At 26.9% G+C, this 19,356-nt stretch carries 18 protein-coding genes; 2 read left to right on the top strand and 16 right to left on the bottom strand.

The window, feature by feature from the left end; translation table 11 throughout:
• Positions 1–12 precede the first annotated feature (12 nt).
• Entirely contained in the window at positions 13–2,040 is a 2,028-nt protein-coding gene (locus tag BUA77_RS05430) for a urocanate hydratase (protein WP_072888095.1), read from the bottom strand.
• 191 nt (positions 2,041–2,231) lie between these two features.
• Between BUA77_RS05430 and BUA77_RS05425 the strand changes: the two genes are divergently transcribed.
• Positions 2,232–3,539: a UDP-glucose dehydrogenase family protein gene (locus BUA77_RS05425; RefSeq protein WP_072888093.1), complete on the top strand. Its 1,308-nt coding sequence runs from the start codon at positions 2,232–2,234 to the stop codon at positions 3,537–3,539.
• Between the two features lie 4 nt (positions 3,540–3,543).
• Here BUA77_RS05425 and BUA77_RS05420 read toward each other — a convergent pair whose 3' ends face one another.
• The 5 genes from BUA77_RS05420 to BUA77_RS05400 all read right to left on the bottom strand — a co-directional run bounded on the left by BUA77_RS05420 (position 3,544) and on the right by BUA77_RS05400 (position 8,097).
• Complete coding sequence (locus BUA77_RS05420; protein WP_072888091.1) at positions 3,544–4,689, bottom strand: glycosyltransferase family 4 protein; 1,146 nt, start codon at positions 4,687–4,689, stop codon at positions 3,544–3,546.
• Positions 4,690–4,702: 13 nt separating this feature from the next.
• On the bottom strand, positions 4,703–5,695 hold the full coding sequence (locus BUA77_RS05415; protein WP_072888089.1) for a CotS family spore coat protein: 993 nt from the start codon (positions 5,693–5,695) through the stop codon (positions 4,703–4,705).
• A gap of 22 nt (positions 5,696–5,717) precedes the next feature.
• Positions 5,718–6,737 carry a CotS family spore coat protein gene (locus BUA77_RS05410; protein ID WP_072888087.1) on the bottom strand — a complete coding sequence of 340 codons (1,020 nt, stop codon included), beginning with the start codon at positions 6,735–6,737 and terminating at the stop codon, positions 5,718–5,720.
• A gap of 58 nt (positions 6,738–6,795) precedes the next feature.
• Entirely contained in the window at positions 6,796–7,032 is a 237-nt protein-coding gene (locus BUA77_RS05405; protein WP_072888085.1) for a hypothetical protein, read from the bottom strand.
• Between the two features lie 117 nt (positions 7,033–7,149).
• Entirely contained in the window at positions 7,150–8,097 is a 948-nt protein-coding gene (locus tag BUA77_RS05400) for an NAD-dependent epimerase/dehydratase family protein (protein WP_072888083.1), read from the bottom strand.
• Between the two features lie 149 nt (positions 8,098–8,246).
• On the opposite strand from BUA77_RS05400, the gene cotE reads away from it, so the two are divergent.
• Positions 8,247–8,807: an outer spore coat protein CotE gene (gene cotE, locus BUA77_RS05395; protein WP_072888081.1), complete on the top strand. Its 561-nt coding sequence runs from the start codon at positions 8,247–8,249 to the stop codon at positions 8,805–8,807.
• A gap of 104 nt (positions 8,808–8,911) precedes the next feature.
• Here the strand turns inward: cotE and BUA77_RS05390 are convergent, their stop codons facing one another.
• The 10 genes from BUA77_RS05390 to BUA77_RS14145 form a co-directional block, all read right to left on the bottom strand.
• Positions 8,912–10,561 (bottom strand): heavy metal translocating P-type ATPase, encoded by a 1,650-nt coding sequence (locus tag BUA77_RS05390; protein ID WP_084605530.1) that lies wholly within the window; start codon positions 10,559–10,561, stop codon positions 8,912–8,914.
• Positions 10,562–10,850: 289 nt separating this feature from the next.
• A complete protein-coding gene (locus BUA77_RS05385) occupies positions 10,851–11,210 on the bottom strand; it encodes an ArsR/SmtB family transcription factor (RefSeq protein WP_072888079.1) in 360 nt (119 codons plus the stop codon).
• Positions 11,211–11,378: 168 nt separating this feature from the next.
• Positions 11,379–12,320, bottom strand: a complete 942-nt coding sequence (locus BUA77_RS05380; protein ID WP_072888077.1) for a DnaB-like helicase C-terminal domain-containing protein — start codon at positions 12,318–12,320, stop codon at positions 11,379–11,381.
• 26 nt (positions 12,321–12,346) lie between these two features.
• On the bottom strand, positions 12,347–15,391 hold the full coding sequence (locus tag BUA77_RS05375) for an AAA family ATPase (RefSeq protein ID WP_072888075.1): 3,045 nt from the start codon (positions 15,389–15,391) through the stop codon (positions 12,347–12,349).
• A 102-nt stretch (positions 15,392–15,493) separates the two neighbouring features.
• Complete coding sequence (gene hutH, locus BUA77_RS05370) at positions 15,494–17,020, bottom strand: histidine ammonia-lyase (RefSeq protein ID WP_072888073.1); 1,527 nt, start codon at positions 17,018–17,020, stop codon at positions 15,494–15,496.
• A gap of 179 nt (positions 17,021–17,199) precedes the next feature.
• Complete coding sequence (locus BUA77_RS05365) at positions 17,200–18,201, bottom strand: LacI family DNA-binding transcriptional regulator (RefSeq protein ID WP_072888071.1); 1,002 nt, start codon at positions 18,199–18,201, stop codon at positions 17,200–17,202.
• Positions 18,202–18,338: 137 nt separating this feature from the next.
• A complete protein-coding gene (locus BUA77_RS14160; protein ID WP_200773927.1) occupies positions 18,339–18,500 on the bottom strand; it encodes a hypothetical protein in 162 nt (53 codons plus the stop codon).
• A 124-nt stretch (positions 18,501–18,624) separates the two neighbouring features.
• Positions 18,625–18,783 carry a hypothetical protein gene (locus BUA77_RS14155; RefSeq protein WP_200773926.1) on the bottom strand — a complete coding sequence of 53 codons (159 nt, stop codon included), beginning with the start codon at positions 18,781–18,783 and terminating at the stop codon, positions 18,625–18,627.
• Positions 18,784–18,896: 113 nt separating this feature from the next.
• Positions 18,897–19,055 (bottom strand): hypothetical protein, encoded by a 159-nt coding sequence (locus BUA77_RS14150; RefSeq protein ID WP_200773925.1) that lies wholly within the window; start codon positions 19,053–19,055, stop codon positions 18,897–18,899.
• A gap of 116 nt (positions 19,056–19,171) precedes the next feature.
• Positions 19,172–19,330 (bottom strand): hypothetical protein, encoded by a 159-nt coding sequence (locus BUA77_RS14145; protein WP_200773924.1) that lies wholly within the window; start codon positions 19,328–19,330, stop codon positions 19,172–19,174.
• Positions 19,331–19,356 lie beyond the last annotated feature (26 nt).

Here is a 19,356-nt window from a genome sequence, read left to right as displayed (position 1 = left end):
CCTAATTAAAATTTATTTTTCAAAAGCTTTTTCAACAATACTTTTCACTAACTCATTACTTGCTATATAAGGAAGAGTTATATGATCTGTTCCTTTATTCATTTCATTATATTCAATACTTGTAGTTATAGAGTTTTGATTTCTAGCCCAAGCACGTCTTGCAACTCCTCCCATAACATCCCATGGCATAGCTAATCTTAATATATCATCAACCCTTTGACTTCCATCAAGAACCATTCCAAATCCACCATTTATAGCTTTACCAATACCAACTCCTCCACCATTGTGAAGTGCTATAAGGCTCATACCTCTAGCTGCATTTCCTGCAAAACAGTGAGTTGCCATATCTGCCATTATATTACTTCCATCTTTTATATTAGAAGTTTCTCTAAATGGAGAATCTGTTCCTGAAACATCATGATGATCTCTTCCTAGCATTACAGGGCCTATTTCCCCTTTTCTTACCATTTCATTAAACTTAAGAGCTATTCTTGTTCTTCCCATTGCATCTTGATAAAGTATTCTTGCCTTAGTTCCAACTACTAATTTGTTTTTATGAGCATCTCTTATCCAAATATAATTGTCTCTATCTTGGTATCTTCTATCTGGATCTATACAATCCATAGCTGCTTTATCTGTTTTTAATAAATCTTCTTCACTACCACTTAAGCATACCCATCTAAATGGTCCATATCCAAAATCAAATAATTGAGGTCCTAATATATCCTCTACATAAGACGGGAATATAAATCCATCTCTTTCATCTACACCATTTTTGGCAATTTCCTTAACTCCTGCATCATACACTGCCTTCATAAAGCTATTTCCATAATCAAAGAAATATGTTCCTTTTTTAGTAAGCTCTTTTATTAATTCAAAGTGATGTCTTAATGTATTATCAACAAGTTCCTTAAATTTAGACTTATCTTTTCCTAAAAGATTCGTTCTTTCTTCAAATGTAAGCCCTTGAGGACAATATCCTCCATCATAAACAGCATGGCAAGAAGTTTGATCTGATAATAAATCTATTTTTATATCATTATTAACTGCATATTCAAGTAAATCTACTATATTTCCATGATAAGCTATTGCACAAGGTTCTTCTTTTTCCATATAATCTTTAGCAATTTTAAAAGCTTCTTCACAAGAATTAGTAATTTTACTTACCCAGCCTTGATTATATCTAGTTTGGATTCTAGAGTAATCAACCTCTGCTATTATTCCAACTCCATTTGATATTTCAACAGCCTTTCCTTGTGCTCCACTCATTCCTCCAAGACCTGATGTTACAAATAATTTTCCTCTTAAATCTCCATCTTGAGGTACTCCAAGCATTAATCTTCCTGCATTAAGTATTGTAGAGTATGTACCATGTACTATTCCTTGTGGCCCTATGTACATCCATCCTCCAGCAGTCATTTGTCCATAATTTGCAACCCCAAGAGCCATGGCTCTATTAAAGTTTTCCTGATTATCAAACATACCAATCATTAAAGCATTAGTTATTATAACCCTTGGAGCATTTGGATGAGATTTAAAAAGACCAACAGGATGTCCAGATTGAATAACTAATGTTTGATCTACTGTTAATTCTTCAAGGTATTTTTTTATAAGTCTATATTGCATCCAATTTTGACAAACTTGTCCAGTTTCTCCATAAGTAACAAGCTCATAAGGATAAAGTGCTATATCAAAATCTAAATTATTATCTATCATAACTTGGAAAGCTTTTCCTTCTATGCACTTTCCTTTATATTCATCTATTGATTTTCCTTTTATATTTCCTTCTGGTCTAAATCTATATCCATAAATTCTTCCTCTAGTTAAAAGCTCATCTAAAAACTCAGGTGCTAATTTTTCATGAAATTCTTCCGGTATATATCTAAGTGCATTTTTTAATGCAAGTTCAGTTTCAAACTTATTTAAAGTAAATTCTCTTTTAGGTGCCCTTCTTATTCCTTCAATAAATTTAGGCATTTTTGGTAATTCATTATCAAGCTTTATTGTCATAGCATTTGAAATATCAATATTAGATATCATAAAAAACTCCCCCTCTAAAAATATATTTGCCACAATAATCTAAAAATTCACTTTTTTAAATTATATAAATTTGCCGTCTATAAAACGTCTAATTTATCACCCTAAATTATATTTTCCATATAATGTTTATATAGTAGTGTTACACTACTTATAGACTAACAATGAATTTGACAGCTAAGAAGGTGAATTTAATGAATATTTGTGTTATAGGTGGTGGATATGTAGGGTTAATTACTTCTGTTGTCTTCTCAAAAATGGGCAATAAAGTAATTTGTGTAGAAAAAAATATTGAAAAAATTAAAAAATTAAATAAAGGTATACCAACAATATTTGAAGAAGGCCTCAATGAATTACTAAATAAAAGCTTAAATTCTAAAAGTATTTTATTTACAGATAATTTAAAAGAAGGTGTAAATAAATCAGATGTTATTTTTATTGCAGTAGGAACTCCATCTACAAAAGATGGAAATGTAGATATGAGTCAAATTACAAATGTAATTAATGAAATCTCTAGTTTTATTAATGAATATAAGGTTATAGTTAATAAAAGTACAGTACCTGTTGGATCTCAGAAATATGTGAAAAAACTTCTTATAGAAAATGGAGTAAATCCTAAAAATTTTGACGTTGTTTCTAATCCAGAATTTTTAAGAGAAGGAAAAGCAATATATGATTTTTTACATGGAGATAGAATAGTAATTGGACATGATAGTGAAAAAGCTAAAGATATTATAAAAAAATTATATGAGCCCTTTAAAATTGTTACTATATTTACTACACCAGAAACAGCAGAGTTAATAAAGTATGCTTCTAATGCATTTTTATCAACAAAAATTTCTTTTATAAATGAAATAGCAAATTTATGTAATAAAGTTGGAGCAGATATTGATACTATCTCTTATGCCTTAGGACTAGACAAAAGAATATCTCCTCAATTTCTAAAACCAGGAATTGGATTTGGAGGATCTTGTTTTCCAAAGGATACTATAGGTTTGGTGAAAATTGGTGAAAGATACGGTTCTGATTTTAAAATAGTTAAGAGTGCTATAAAAGTAAATGAATATCAAAGAATACTACCTGTTAAGGTATTATTAGATGAATATAAGGATATAAAAGGAAAAATAATATCTATATTAGGACTTACATTTAAAAGTGAAACTGATGATATTAGAGAATCTCCTTCTCTATATATAATTGAAGAATTATTGAAAAAAGGTGCTGTTATTAAAGCTTATGATCCAATGGCTTCAAATGAAATAAAAAAATTATTCCCTGATATACAGTACTTTGATAATTTATATGATACCTTATTAGATTCTTCATCTATGATTATATGTACTGATTGGAAAGAATTCTCAAATATAGATTTAGAAGTTGTTAAGAAAAAAATGAAAAATCCATTTATTATAGATGGTAGAAATGTGTTAGATATTAAAAAAGTTGAAAAAAATAATATAAATTATTATTCAATTGGAAAAGGGTATATAAAAGGCTGTTGATACATCAACAGCCTTTTATGCTTTCAAAAAGTTTTAAAAGTCTATTTGCTATTATTTCCCAATTATGCTTTTCTACTGCAAACTTTCTTCCCATTTTCCCCATATTGATTGCTTCATCTTCATTATCTAAAAGATATTTAATATGTTTTGCAAAAGCCTGAGGATTGTCATAGTCTTTAATTGCAAATCCATTAACTCCTTCTTCTATAACTTCAGCATTTCCACCACGGTCAGTAGTTATAATAGGAAGACCTGCTGCCATGGCTTCATAGTGTACTCTTGCAAGAGGTTCTTCCCATTGAGATGTACATACAAATATATCTCCTATATTATAATATTTAGGTATTTCATATGGAGTTAAAAAACCAGTAAAAACAACTGGATTTTTTAATCCTTTCGCTTCATTTTGTAATTTCTTTATATACTCATCTGTAGCATTATTGCCATACCATTTACTTCCTACAAACACTAATGAAGTATTTGGATGAGAATCCATTACTTCTTTCATAGCCTCAACTAAAACATGTGGACCTTTCTTTACAGATAATCTACCTACATAAAGAATAACTTTCGAATTTTCAAGTCCATATTGCTTTCTCATATTTATTCTATCCTGTATAACATCCTCACTCCAAAATGGTTTTATCTTATTTGCATCTGTAGCTGAATAAACTGGCTTTAATTTATTTTCAGCACTTGGATACAAACTTTTTACTCCATCAGCTATAAATTTGCTTACAGTAGTAATAAACTCTACCCTATCTACACACTCTTGCCCCATTTGAGAATCTATTTTTTTAGGTAACATCATTTCATTATGAAGACTTAAGCTAAAAGCAGTATTAGGTAAAGATTTACTTAATATAGGTACCCATCGAGGTCTATTAAATACATGAACAAGATCAAATTCATCTGTAAGTTCATCCCTGACATTATTAACATATTCAGTTCGAGTTCTTCCTTTTACTCTAATATACTTTACATTACCTTTTTTCTCTACATTAGGAAGATTGCTATTTTGCAAACTAAAAACAGTTATTTCATGATGCTTTGACAAAATAGGTAATACTCCTTCTATATATATTTGAATAGCTCCTCCTAGAACTGGAGGAACCGGAAGCTTTTCTGTACAAACAAAAGCAATTTTCATAGCATTCTCCTCTCTAGAACAAATTTTTTAAAATTCTAACTTTACTTTTCTCTAGTTCTGCAATTCTTTCTATTTTATTAGGACTTAAATATTTATTCTTCTTATATAAATTCTTTACTTCTCCAAAAAACCAGTGAGGATATAATAAATCAATTTTTAATATTTCTTTTTCTTCTAATGATAATTTATTATTTTTTTCATACCAATTTAATATGGTATTTATAATTTCTTCTTGCCACTTCCCACGTTTTTGCATTCTTTTTCCTATGATTTTTCTTAAATCTCTTATAACTAAATCATAAGTTGCTCCATCAAGATCTATAACATAAGACTCTGTTCCAGAAAAAATAACATTACCTTCACCAAAATCTTGATGACATAAAGTTGATTTACTCAATTCTATATTTGTTAAGTCTTTATATGCTGATTTTTCTAAACCATTTAATGCCATATCTGCAATATTTATAATTGAATCTATATTTTCATAATAGCTTTTATGAGAAATATTACTTAAATTGTTTTTAGCTTCTTCTTTCCATTTAAGCATTCTTTTTTTCATAGACTCATACTGCTCATTCCATCTTCCAAGTTTAGATGAAATTTTAGCTCCTTTAGGAGGTACATATCCTCTAGATGCTATATGAAATTTTGCTAAACCTTCTAGTGCCAATCTAAAGTCTGTAGGATTATTAAAATATAAATCTCTACCATCTATCCATTCATACAAAACAAATAATTGTTCATTATATTCTGTAATAGGATTGTTATTAGAATTTAAATAAACTTTTGGAACATGTCCTCCATTATTGTAAACATTAATTTGTGCATTTACTGAAAATAATGCTTTTTCTTTGCTATGTCTTAATCTCTTCAAACACATAGTTTTGTCCTTACAATTAAACTTCCAAAGAGTTTTCAATCCACTATTTTGAATTATTTTTATATTATCAGGATTAATATTATAGTTTGACAGTACACTCTTTGCTAAATTGATTAAATTTTCCATTTTATGATCCCCCTCTTAATAGTTAAACAGGAATAATATCATTGAAATTTTTTATAATAGGCTCTACTGATTTTTCAATATCTATCATTTCTTTTAACCTTTTTACATATTTAGCTTCAGTCCAAGTTTTTTCTCTTTTTTCATAGTATTTTCTCATAATACCTGAAAATAAATGAGGATATGTTAAAGTAGGTTTTAATACTTCCCATTGATAATCTTCAAGAGGATTCTTCATTTGATACCATCTTAGAATATCTTTAGTTAATTCATAATCCCATCCACCATTTTTTCTTTTCATTATTTTATTTAATATTTTTCTTATATCTCTTAAAGGTATGTCAACAGTAAGAGAGTCTGTATCTAATACATATAAATTACCTGAATCTGCTAGTACAAGATTTCCAGCTGTAAAGTCTTGATGACATAATCCTCCAGTATTTTTAACTTCATTAACCCATTTATGATAATGGGGTTCATCAAATCCATTCACTGCTGTTTCAATTCTATTATAAAAATGAGGGAATTCATTTAATATAATCCTTCCAAATTCAGAATGATAACTATTTGAAACTTCCATATCATAGTACTTTTTAATTTTATTCATTTCATCTTTGTACTTATCTATCCAAAGCCCAAGATGTGTTCTAGTTTTATAATTCTCAGATGGTTTAAATCCTTTAGAGCCTTTATGAAAATTAGCTAACTCCTGAACTATTCTTTTTATATTTTCTGAAGTTGAGTAATTAAGTGTTTTGCCTTGAATAGCCTGGCTCAATACATAGCATGTTCCATCTATTAAAGCATATTTATTTCCATCTTTAGTTTTTATTATCTCAGGTATATAAACCCCATTCCTAGTAAGATGCTCTACTGCATCAATTATAAATTCTAAAGTTTTATCTGAAAAAGATTGCTTTTTTAATATTTTGTAATCATATGGAGTTTTAACCCACCAAACTCCCTTCTTTCCTTTATAAGACTCTAGTTTAATGTTGATAACCTCTATATCATATTTATCTAAAACACCTTTTATATCTTCCATTTCATTTCCTCCTTAAATATAACAATAGGGGGATTACTCCCCCATACTAATTTTATTGCTAGAATTCATCATCTTCTTCAAATTCTTCTTTATTTACCCAAGTTATTTTAACAGCATATGACCCTTCGAATTCATCATTTTCATATTTTATTTTATACTCTAATTCCTTATCTTCAGGTATTTTTACCTTTTTGCCTTCTATTTCAAGTAAATCCTTCATTAATTTAGAATAATTTTCTTTTAAAAATGTAAATAATTCTTCCTTAGAACCAACATATTTTTCTTGATATTTCATTATCAAATTCCCCCTTAAAAGCGATTTTAAAATTAATATTAATTTTATTTGTATTTCTCTCTTGTCATTATATTATATTCATTTGCTTTATAAGTGTGATTGTTAATATATTAAAATTCATATTTTCAGCTTTTCCATATACTTAACATGATTTGCTAATCCTTTTTCAATATCAAAATAAGGATTATATCCTAACATTTTTTTTATTTTACTTATATCACCATAAGTATCTTTTACATCTCCTTTTTGACTTTCCTTAAAGTTTATTATAGCTTTTTTTCCTATTATTTTTTCTAACATATATATTACATCTATTAGTTTTACAGGATTTTGACTAGCTACATTAAATACTTCTCCTTTAATATCTGAGTAAGCAGCTAATAAATTAGCACTTACTATATCATCTATATAAGTAAAATCTCTAACTTGATTTCCATCTCCATATACAACTAATTCTTTATCATTAAACATTGATCTTATAAATGAACTAATAGCCATTTCAGGTCTTTGTCTTGGACCAAATACAGTAAAATATCTAAGAGATATAACTGGTAAACCATAATTTTCATAATAAAGATGACATAATTGTTCTGCTGCTAATTTTGTAACTCCATAAGGTGAAAAAGGTTCAGGTAATTGCGATTCTTTCATAGGAAGTATATTTGTATTACCATAAACAGAAGATGATGAAGCATAAACAAACTTTTTAATATTATAATCTTTAGCTTCTTCTAAAAGAATCTGTGTTGCAAAAATATTATTATCTATATAAACATCAAATTCTTTTCCCCAACTTCCCCGAACCCCAGGCTGTCCTGCCTGGTGAAAAATAAACTCTACATCTTTTAAATATTCTTTTAATGAAATTTTAATTAAATCTCCCTCTATAAAAATAAAATTAGGATTTGATATTAATAAAGATAAATTTGACTTCTTTATTGACTTAGAATAATAATCAGTAAAACAATCTATACCTATAACATGGAATCCTTCCTTAATAAGTTTTTCACATAAGTGAGATCCAATAAATCCAGCACACCCTGTTACTAATGCTTTTTTTCTCATATTTATCACCCCCTTAAATTAAAGCCCCAACCCTAATACCAATATATGATTTATTGTATTTTCTTTGATACAAAAAAAATAATGCTTATACTATCACATTTCTATTTTTGTAGGAATATTATATATAAGTATAAGAGAGGAGGGTTATTATGGATAATAAGTACAAAAATAACAGAAAGATAAGTACTATTATCACTAATACAGTTTGTGGTAGGAAATCACAAACATGTAAAAACAGTATATATTTAGATATCGATGATATTGGGATACCTACTCAGATCTTAGGATGTGCTATAAGGAACGCCAAGATAGAAGAAAGTAAAATTGAAGAAATCTCAAAAAATTATATTAAAATTAACGTAAGAGGAGAATTTGAAGTTCACGTATGGTATGAAGAAAATGACAACACAAATGTTGTTAAAAGCTATGAAAAATTCTCAGAAATAATATCTATACCCGTTTTAGAAGGTGAAGAGTACTATAGCAAAAAGGTTTTATCAAGAATCTCTAAACAACCAACATCTCTAGGCTCTATGATTATTAATAAGTCCGGTATTCCTACAATATCAATTCAAATTGAATATACTTTAGATGTAGAAATTATAGGAGAAGCCAGATTAAATGTTTTATGTTATATAGATAGAGAAAAAGAAGATAAAAATAAAAAATTAGATTTTAGCTTTGATGATGATGAATATGATGATGATTAAAAACTCTATAATATGATTTAAGAGCATGTAAACTACATGCTCTTAGATTGTTCATAAACCCAGTATATTTTTAATGTGTTGGGTTTAATATTTTTTATAAAATTCTATTTTGCTTTTAATACCCTCATAGAGTTTAGTATTGCTATAGTTGCAACTCCTACATCTCCAAAAACTGCTCCCCACATATTAACAATTCCCAATGCACCAAGAATAAGAATAATTCCTTTTACTCCAAGTGCAAGTATAATATTTTGCCATACAATCTTATTAGTGTACTTTGAAATTCTAATAGCCATAGAAATCTTACTTATCTCATCTGTCATTAAGACAACATCTGCAGATTCAATTGCAGCATCAGAACCTAATCCACCCATGGCTACACCTATATCAGCCCTCGCTAGTACAGGAGCATCATTAATTCCATCCCCAACAAACATAATTTTTCCACTGCTCTTATGATTATCAATAATTAATTCTAACTTCTCAACTTTCTCATGTGGTAGTAGTTCAGAGTATACCTCATCAATTCCAACTTCTTTACCAATATTCTCTGCTATATTCTTATGATCCCCTGTTAACATAACAAGTTTTGAAATTCCCATTTTCTTTAATAATTCAATGCCTTTTTTTGTATCTGATTTTAATTCATCAGTAATAATAATAGTTCCAACATACTTACCTTCAATAGCTACATAAATATTAGTTCCATTTTGATTAATATTTGGAATATTTATTTCACTATCTTTCATTAATTTTTTATTTCCAACAAGAACATCTTTTTTATCAAATTGTGCCTTAATTCCTTTACCAGATAACTCTTTTAAATTTGATACTTTTGATTCATCTATTTCATTAGAATATGTTTCAACAATAGACTGTGCAATTGGATGATTAGAAAAATATTCTACATGTGCTGCAATTTCTAATACTTCTTTGTCATTATAATCTTTTTCTACTAGTATTTCTTTTATATGAAACCTTCCTTTTGTTAGCGTTCCAGTTTTATCAAACACAACAGTATCTACTTGCTTTAATGCCTCGATAAAGTTTCCACCTTTGATTAAAATTCCATTTCTTGATGCACCACCAATTCCACCAAAATATCCTAATGGTATAGATATTACTAATGCACATGGGCAAGATACAACTAGGAAAATTGCAGCTCTATGCATCCAAGTAAAAAAACCTTGTTTTAAAAGTATAGGTGGAATAATGGCTAACAATACTGCAGCACCTACAACTCCTGGAGTATAATATCTTGCAAATTTTGTAATAAACTTTTCAGTTTTAGCCTTTTGAGCATTTGCCTTTTCAACTAAATCTAAGATTTTTGAAACAGTTGAGTCTTTAAATACCTTTGTAACTTTAATAGTTAAAGCACCAGTCTTATTAATAGAACCACTAAACACCTCATTATGAATACCAATTTCCCTTGGTATAGATTCCCCTGTAATTACAGAAGTATCTAATGTAGACTCACCTTCAATTACGATTCCATCAAGAGGAACCTTTTCACCAGGTTTTACTAAAATAATGTCTCCAATTCTAATTTCATCTGGAGAAACCTTTTTATAACTATTTTCCACTTTTAAATTAGCAAACTCTGGTTTAATATCTAATAGTGCAGTAATTGAATTTTTTGATTTATTTACTGCCATATGCTCAAATATCTCTCCCAGTCGATAAAATAACATAACTGCAACTGCCTCTGGATATTCCCCTATTAAAAAGGCTGAAACTGACGCTATTGCCATTAAAAAGTTTTCATCTAATAATTGACCTGATAATATTCCTTTAACAGCATCAAATACTATATTTCTAGCTATTATTACATATGCAACTAAAAATAATCCAAGTTGAAGCCCTTGGCCACCATTAATAAAAATTGCACATGCAAAAATGACTGCTCCTAAGATTAACTCTATTAAATCTTTTTTACTTACATCATGACTGTGATCATGGTGGTTATGATTTTCTTTAGCTGTTCCACAGCCGCTGTTACAACCTCAACCACCTTTATTTTTTAATACTTCTTCTTTCATATCATTTCACTTCCTTTTCCATAATATGATCTAACCCCATCTGATAAATAGCTTCAACATGCTTATCATCTAGAGAATAATAAACTAATTTTCCTTCCTTTCGCGTTTTTACTAGTCTATTATTTCTTAGAATTCTTAACTGATGAGAAACTGAAGATTGACTCATATCCAATAAATTAGCAATAGTTCCAACACACATTTCTCCATTAAACAAAGCATAGATTAATTTTATTCTTGTACTATCTCCAAAAACCTTAAAAAAATCAGAAAGTAAATATAGTGCTTCTTCCTTTGGCATTTTTTCTTTGATTTCTTTGAGAGTCTTATCGTCAAGTCCTTTACAACAATTTTCTATATGCATATAATCCTCCTTAGTCCCCATTTTATTATTTGTTCATATGAATACTTGTTCATATTTTATTTTTATTATATCAACTTTTTCTAAAATTGCAATATAAAAAATATAAAAATTGAAAATTTTTTAATTGCACAAAAAAAGATGATTTTTACAATCACCTTTTTTAATATATTAAATTCCCTCTTTTATTCTATCACTTGAAAAATAATTATTTTTATAATAATAATAAAGATAATCTATATTGTGATCTAGTCCATTTCTGTTTTTTAATAATAAAAGCTCTAATTTTCTTGGATATTGATTTTTTAATTCATAAGCTTTTCTTATTTTTTCAACCTCAGTCCCACTCCTAAATTGCTCTGCTAAATTTTTAAACTGTAAATACACAGCTATATCTGCTACATCTTCAATATTTCCTGTATCTTTAAAACTGTCATAATAAGCTTGTTTAAGATATCTATCTCTACTTTGAGAGGATAAGCATAATATGGGAATATTAAAGTCTTTAACAATTTTTTTAAGTTCTAATAAATTGTAATCATTTTTTTGTTTGTCTGACATTTTAAAATCTAGAGGCTTTATAGCTTGTAAATAGTCAATAATAACAACAGGTTTTTTTTGCCTTAATCTTATATGCCTTTCTACTTTGTCTTTTATTTCCTTGACTCCTGTTTTAAAATCCCCTTCAATAATAAACATAGTTTTAGATATATTTTTTTTGTAATATTCTAATCCTTGCTTCATTAAATTCTCATCACATTCTTTTCTCATTATATTTATAGTTTCTATATTTCTGTTTTTTTTAGGATTTAATAAAAATATTTTTCTGCATAAACTTCTTAAAATCAATTCTTCCCTTCTCATTTGATAAGAAAAAAATAATATATCATATCCCTGTTTTGCTATATTATCTGCTATTTGATTTATAAAATCAGTTTTTCCAAAGCTAGGCATTGATCCTATAACATAAAGTCCATTTAATATTCCTCCATTTAATATCTGGTCAAAATTATTAATTCCTGTTGATATTACTTTATTTTCTTGCATATTTTTAAAAAAATTATCAATTTCTGATTCTATAGAATTGTAATTATTTTTTAATCTTCTAGCCATATATTTCCCCCCACCAAAAAAACAAACTATAAATTTGTTTTTAAGTTTTTAAGTATCTCTATTTCATAACATCCATTTATTCTTTTTAGTAACTCTATTCCCTTATCACAATAATCTTCATACGTTAAAGGTAAATACTCTGAAAACATATTATGTAATTTTTCATTTTTACTGATTTCTATTTTTATTTGAGCTTCTACTCTACATACAATTCCTTGTTCATAAGGACTTTTAAGCTTTTTACTATATTTTTGTGCTTCTTTTAAATAGTATAAAGAATCTTTATAATTATTTTCTATTAGACTTACAATAGACATATATCCATTACATATAGATCTACCCCACAATGAATCTATTTCTTTATATAAATCAATTGCTTTTTTTAAATATTTTTTAGCTAGTTTATATTCCTTCATGTCAAATGACGCCTGAGCTGCATTTGTATTGAATAAACTTAATCCTCCTATTATTTTTTCATTTTCACAAATACTTATAGCTTTATCATAATATTTTATAGAATCTAAAAAATTCTTCTTACGTCTATTTATTTCTCCAATATAATTATATGCTGCAGCAATATTTAAAGAATAATTTCCATATATTTTGTTTATTGAATTAAAGATATTTATTGATTCATTCAAAAACTCTTGTGCTTTTTCATATTCACAAGACATAATACAACTAAGTCCCTTAAGGCGAAATAATATCCCTACTTCATGCTTAATATTTTTTTCTTTTGCTATAATTAAGGATTCATTTATATATTTATCTATCATATCTAAATTATATGTTTGAATACAGTAATAAATCATCTGTTTATAACACTCTAATATGTAATTATAGTTTTTAATATTTATTGATTTTCTTATTACATCTTGTATACAGTAAATTCCTTTTTCATACTCACCTTCTCTTATTAAATATCTACCTTTCATATAAAAAAACAATATGTACAGATTTATTATTTCACTATCATGTTTATAATCAATACTGTTTAATATTTGTTCTATATTTTCAAAATGTTTTTGTATATCTTCTTCATTAATATGTAAATTATTTATAGATATTTCTTTATTTTCTATAGGAAAAAGCTCATGAGTAAAGTCTAAATAAGATTTAATATTTTTAATAGTATATTCTAAGTTCTTTATCTTATTACCACCATTAGAAAAATGATATATAAGTTTAGAGTACATTATTCTGTCACTAGTATCATTTTTCAAACTTTTCTCAAGTATAAGTCCTATTTTATTATGAAGTATTTTTCTTCTAGCCGCAGATTGATTCATATATATATATTCTCTAAGCTTTTGATGAGTAAATGTAAATTTGATTTCATCTTCACTGATTATTTCTTTAATAATAAATTTATTTTCTAATTCTTCTATTATATCCATAATATCCAGTTCATCTTTTCCTATTATAAGCTTTAATATATTAATAGTAAATCCTTCAAAAAACAAAGAAGCTATATTTAAAATTTTTCTTGCATCATCAGAAATATCTATAAATCTACTTTTTAATATGTCTTGAATTTTAGATGACATAAAATTTATATTTCCTTGATTTTTTAATGTGTTCAAAATCTCAATAAGAAAAAATATATTTCCTTCACTTTCTTTATAAATTTTTTCACTAAGAAAATTGTTAATTTCATATTCTGGAAGTAATAGTTTAGAAAACTCTTCAACTTCTTTTTTGTTAAATCTATTTAGTTTTATTTTTTCTATTTTATTGAATTTTGCCATTAAAGCAATAAATTTATCAATTTTATGTTCATATGAATTTCTAAGATTTCCTATAAAAATTATATTGTTTTCTTTATCATCTATAATTAAACTTTGTAAAAGAGATAAACTTGTTTTGTCCATCCATTGAATATCATCAAATACTAATAATATTTTTTTCCTTTGAGCTAAATTTTTAAATAAAGATATAATAGCATTTTCTATTGATTGATATTTTAAAGAGTCTATATTTTCTATAGTATTTATGTTTATATTCTTATCTTCTAAATTAAATACAGGAAATACATGAGAAATTAATTCTTTCCATAAAATTGGTATATTTATTTTTTCTTTTTTTATGATATTAGATAATGTGAAAAATATACTGTTCCATGGCTTTAATATATAGTTTTCTTCTGCTTGATAACAGATTGCATCTATTAAATATATTTCTTTTTTGTTTACATTATTTATAAATATATCTTTTAATTTACTTTTTCCTATTCCAGCTTCCCCTATGATTAATACAGATTTTCCTTCTTTAGAGGTTAAAAATTTATTGTAATTATATTTTAAAAATTTCAATTCCTTTTCTCTTCCAAAAAAAAGATCTTCATTATTATTTTTATTTTCTTCTTGCTTTGTACTTTTCATATTTATTATTTGATCATAAATTTCTTTAGTTTTAATATCAGGAGTAACTTCTAATTCATTTTTAAGCACTTCCGATAATTTGTTATATGTATCTATAGCTTTATTAAAAAAACCCTGTTTACAGTAAATATCCATTATTATTCTATATGCTCTTTCATCAAATTCATCTTCACTAATTAAAATTTTTGCGATTTTTTGAGCATTATCGTATTCCTTCTTATCTAAAAAATATTTTATTTTATTATGAAGTTTATATATATACATATCTTTATATTCCTGTCTTTTTTTACTTATCCACCATCCAAAAGCTTCACTATTTTTTACTATAAACCCTTTTAAAAATTCTCCATAATTGTTTTCCAAAAATATATTTTCATTATTTAAAAAACTATCTAAATCTGATTCTAATTTAATTTTAGAATTTAGGATAACAACAGATTTTTGAGGAGATATTACAATATCCATATCAAATATTTTTCTTATTTGATACATAGCATTTCTTAAATTTTTCTTAGCTGTGCTCTCTTCTGTTTCTCCCCAAAAAAGATTAACTAATTCTTCTCTAGTAGCTTGCTTGTTTACAACAAGATAATAAAATAAAGCTTCTGATTTTTTATAAGGAAAATAAATTCTTTCATTATTTTTATATACAACTGGTGTATCAAATAGTTTTACATTTATAATCTCCATACCAATCCCTCTTTTTCCTTTTTATTATCTTATTTATATTTTATATTTTTCAAAAAATAAATAAAAGGCATAGTTTTAATAAAAACTACACCTTCTATATTTCTAACAAAGATTACCTATTTCCTTTTCTATACTTTCGACTATAATATTAGATTTTATTAATTCTTCACATTTCTCTATTTCTTTGTACATAATCACATCATCAACTATTTTTTCAATATGATTTCTGATTATTTCATATGCTATTTTTGTTCCTTTTCCAAGTCCTTTATTTTCTTGTAAGTCTATCCCTTGAGCTGCTGCAAGTATTTCCATTGCTAAAACCTTTCTTGTATTTTCTAGTATTTCTCTTGCTTTTCTAGCAGCTATTGTACCCATAGATACATGGTCTTCCTGATTTGCTGATGATGGAATTGAGTCGACACTTGCTGGATGTGCTAAAACTTTATTTTCAGAAACAAGAGATGCTGCTGAGTATTGAACTATCATAAATCCAGAGTTTAATCCTCCTTTTTGTGTTAAAAATGCTGGAAGACCTCCTAATGCTGGATTTACAAGTCTTTCTAATCTTCGTTCAGAAACATTTGCAATTTCAGCTAGGGCTATTCCTAAGAAATCAAAACTTAAAGCCATTGGCTGGCCATGGAAATTTCCTCCTGATATAACTTCTTCCTTATCAGGAAATATAAGAGGATTATCTGTAGCAGAATTTATTTCTATATCAATTTTTTTCTTAACATAATCTATAGCATCCTTACTTGCTCCATGTATTTGAGGTGTACATCTTAAAGTATAAGCATCTTGAACTCTAATTTCACCTTGTTTAGTAGTCATATTACTTTGTTTTAGTATATTTAATAAATTTTTAGCTGTATTAATTTGTCCAGTATGAGGTCTTACACTATGTACTTTTTCGTCAAAGGCTGTAATTATACCATTTAAAGCTTCAATAGTTAATGCTGCACTAATGTCAGCCATTTTAAGTAAATTTATAGAATCATATATAGTAAGTGCTCCTACAGCAGTCATTACTTGAGTTCCATTTATAAGCGCAAGTCCTTCTTTTGAAGTAAGCTCAACAGGAGAAATACCAGCTTTACTTAAAGCATCTTTTCCAGAAATTCTTTCTCCTTTATAAATAGCCTCTCCTTCACCAAGCATAACAAGAACCATATGAGATAAAGGCGCTAAATCTCCAGATGCTCCAAGAGATCCTTTTTCTGGTATTATAGGATGAACACCTTTATTAAGCATTTCTATTAATGTATTTAAAGTTTCAAGTCTAATTCCTGAATTCCCTTTAGATAAAGCATTAATTCTAAGAAGCATTATAGCTCTTACAACATCTTCAGAAAAATGTTTTCCTACTCCACAAGCATGACTAATAATTAAATTTTTCTGAAGAATTTTAGTTTCTTCTTTTGATATAACTACATCAGAAAACTTTCCAAAACCAGTTGTTATTCCATATACTATTTTTTCTTCATCTACAAATTTATCTACAATCTTTCTACTTTTTATAACATTTTCTTGAGCCTCTTTTGAAAGCTCTACAATATGATTTTTTCTTGCAACATTAATAATATCTTCTATAGAAAGGTTGCTTCCATTTATATGTATTATTCCCAAAATCTATCCCTCCTTTGAGTTTTCTTAAAATTATATATATTTTAAAATATTCTATATCATTCTAATTTTCCCTCTATTTTTAAAATATTTTTGTACATATAGTATATTTTTTACTACACTAAAGCGATAATTTGTTATATAATTAAAGAATTATATCAAAAAAAGAAGTAGGCTTTAACCTACTTTTTAGATACACTTTGTCTTTCAATTAATTTATAAGGCAGATAAATATTTTTATCTCCTATTTCTTCTTCATTTATCATTTTTACTATCATTCTTATTGAAACTGCCCCCATATCATATATAGGCTGTTTTATGGTTGTAAGACTTGGTCTATATAAAGATGCTAATTTTATATCATTAAACCCTGCTACTGAAATATCTTCTGGAACTTTATATCCATTATCTAATATGCAGTTAATAACACCTACTGCAACCTCATCATTTGCTGCAAACACTGCGTCTGGAATATTTTTAAACTCAAATATTTCATTCATAAGATAATGCCCAGACTCACTAGTTGAATCTCCTTCTTTAATTAAAGTTTCTTCTAATTTTATATTATTTTCTTCTAAAGCTTTTTTATATCCTTTAAATCTATCTGAGTCCATTATACTATCTTGTACAGAAGATTTTATAAAAGCTATCTTTTTATGGCCATTTTCTATTAAGTATTTTGTCATCTCATAAGAAGCCTTAAAATTATCAATACTTACAGAGTAAATATCAAAATCTTTAGCATTCTTACTTATATATACTGCTGGAATATTTCCAGATTCTATAGCTTCTACATGCCTTTTTTCCATTTTCCATGATACAAATATAATTCCTGCTACTTGTTTTGATTTTAATAGATTTATGTACTTTAATTCTTCATCTGGTTCTCCGTAGCTGTTACATAAAAGTATATCATAATCATATATTTTTCCCACTTCTTCTATTCCATTTAGAAGCTCTCCCATGAAAAAATCAGATATATCAGGAACTATCACTCCTATTAATTGACTTTTCTTAGTTACAAGACTTCTAGCTAATGGATTTGGAACATATCCCGTCTCTTTAATTACCTTTAATACCCTTTGTCTTATTTCATTACTAACTGGTTTTGAATTGTTTATAACTCTTGAAACTGTAGATATAGAAACTCCAGCTTTTTTAGCTACATCCTTTATTGTAACCATAGTATCACTCCTTCTTATTTTTGAATTTTTCCCTTATTTAAATTTAATATTCTTCGTAATTGTCAAGTATTTATTATACCACTAAAATAACCAAAAAATAAAGAGCTAGTTTTAAACTAACTCTTTATTCTTACTTATTAACAGCAATCAAATTCATTGCATGCACAAAGTATTAATATTAATACTAAAAACGGAATCCAATCACATATTTCTATGTCTTCAATTGTATCTGAGAATATTACAAATAAGAAAAATAATGCTATTATCCACCATCCATCAAAGTCTTTAAATAAACCCATAATCTAACCTCCTATTTTTTTACTTGAAGATTAAACCTTCTTCTTTATATTATGAAATTACCTTAAAATGTGTTATTATTTATAAAAAAAATTCCCACATAATTATGTGAGAATTTTTTGATTTTTAGCAATCGAATTCATTGCATGAACAAAGTATTAATATTAATATTAAGAATGGGATCCAATCGCATATTTCTATGTCTTCAATTGTTTCTGAGAATATTACAAATAAGAAAAATAATGCTATTATCCACCATCCATCAAAGTCTTTAAATAAACCCATAACCTAACCTCCTATTTTTTATTGAAGATCATACCTTCTGCTATATAATATGAATTTTCTATCAAATGTGTTATTACTTTTAAAAAAAGAGCTAAAATTAGCTCTTTTTTTAATTAGCAGTCAAATTCATTACATGAGCAAAGTATTAATATTAGTATTAAAAATGGAATCCAGTCACATATTTCTATATCGTCTATACAATCTTGGAATAATACAAATAAAAAGAATAATGCTATTATCCACCATCCATCAAAATTTCTAAAACAACCCATAACCTAACCTCCTATTTTATTTATTTGAAGGTTATACCTTCTTCTTTATACTATGAATATCTTATTAAATGTGTTATTACTTTTAAAAAAAGAGCTAAAATTAGCTCTTTTTTTAATTAGCAGTCAAATTCATTGCATGAACAAAGTATTAATATTAGTATTAAAAATGGAATCCAGTCACATATTTCTATATCGTCTATACAATCTTGGAATAATACAAATAAAAAGAATAAACCTATTATCCACCATCCATCAAAGTCTTTAAAACAACCCATAACCTAACCTCCTATTTTTTATTGAA

The sequence above is a fragment of the Tepidibacter formicigenes DSM 15518 genome (genome assembly GCF_900142235.1).
GTDB classification, from domain to species: domain Bacteria; phylum Bacillota; class Clostridia; order Peptostreptococcales; family Peptostreptococcaceae; genus Tepidibacter; species Tepidibacter formicigenes.
This window is presented reverse-complemented; position numbering and strand designations above follow the sequence as displayed.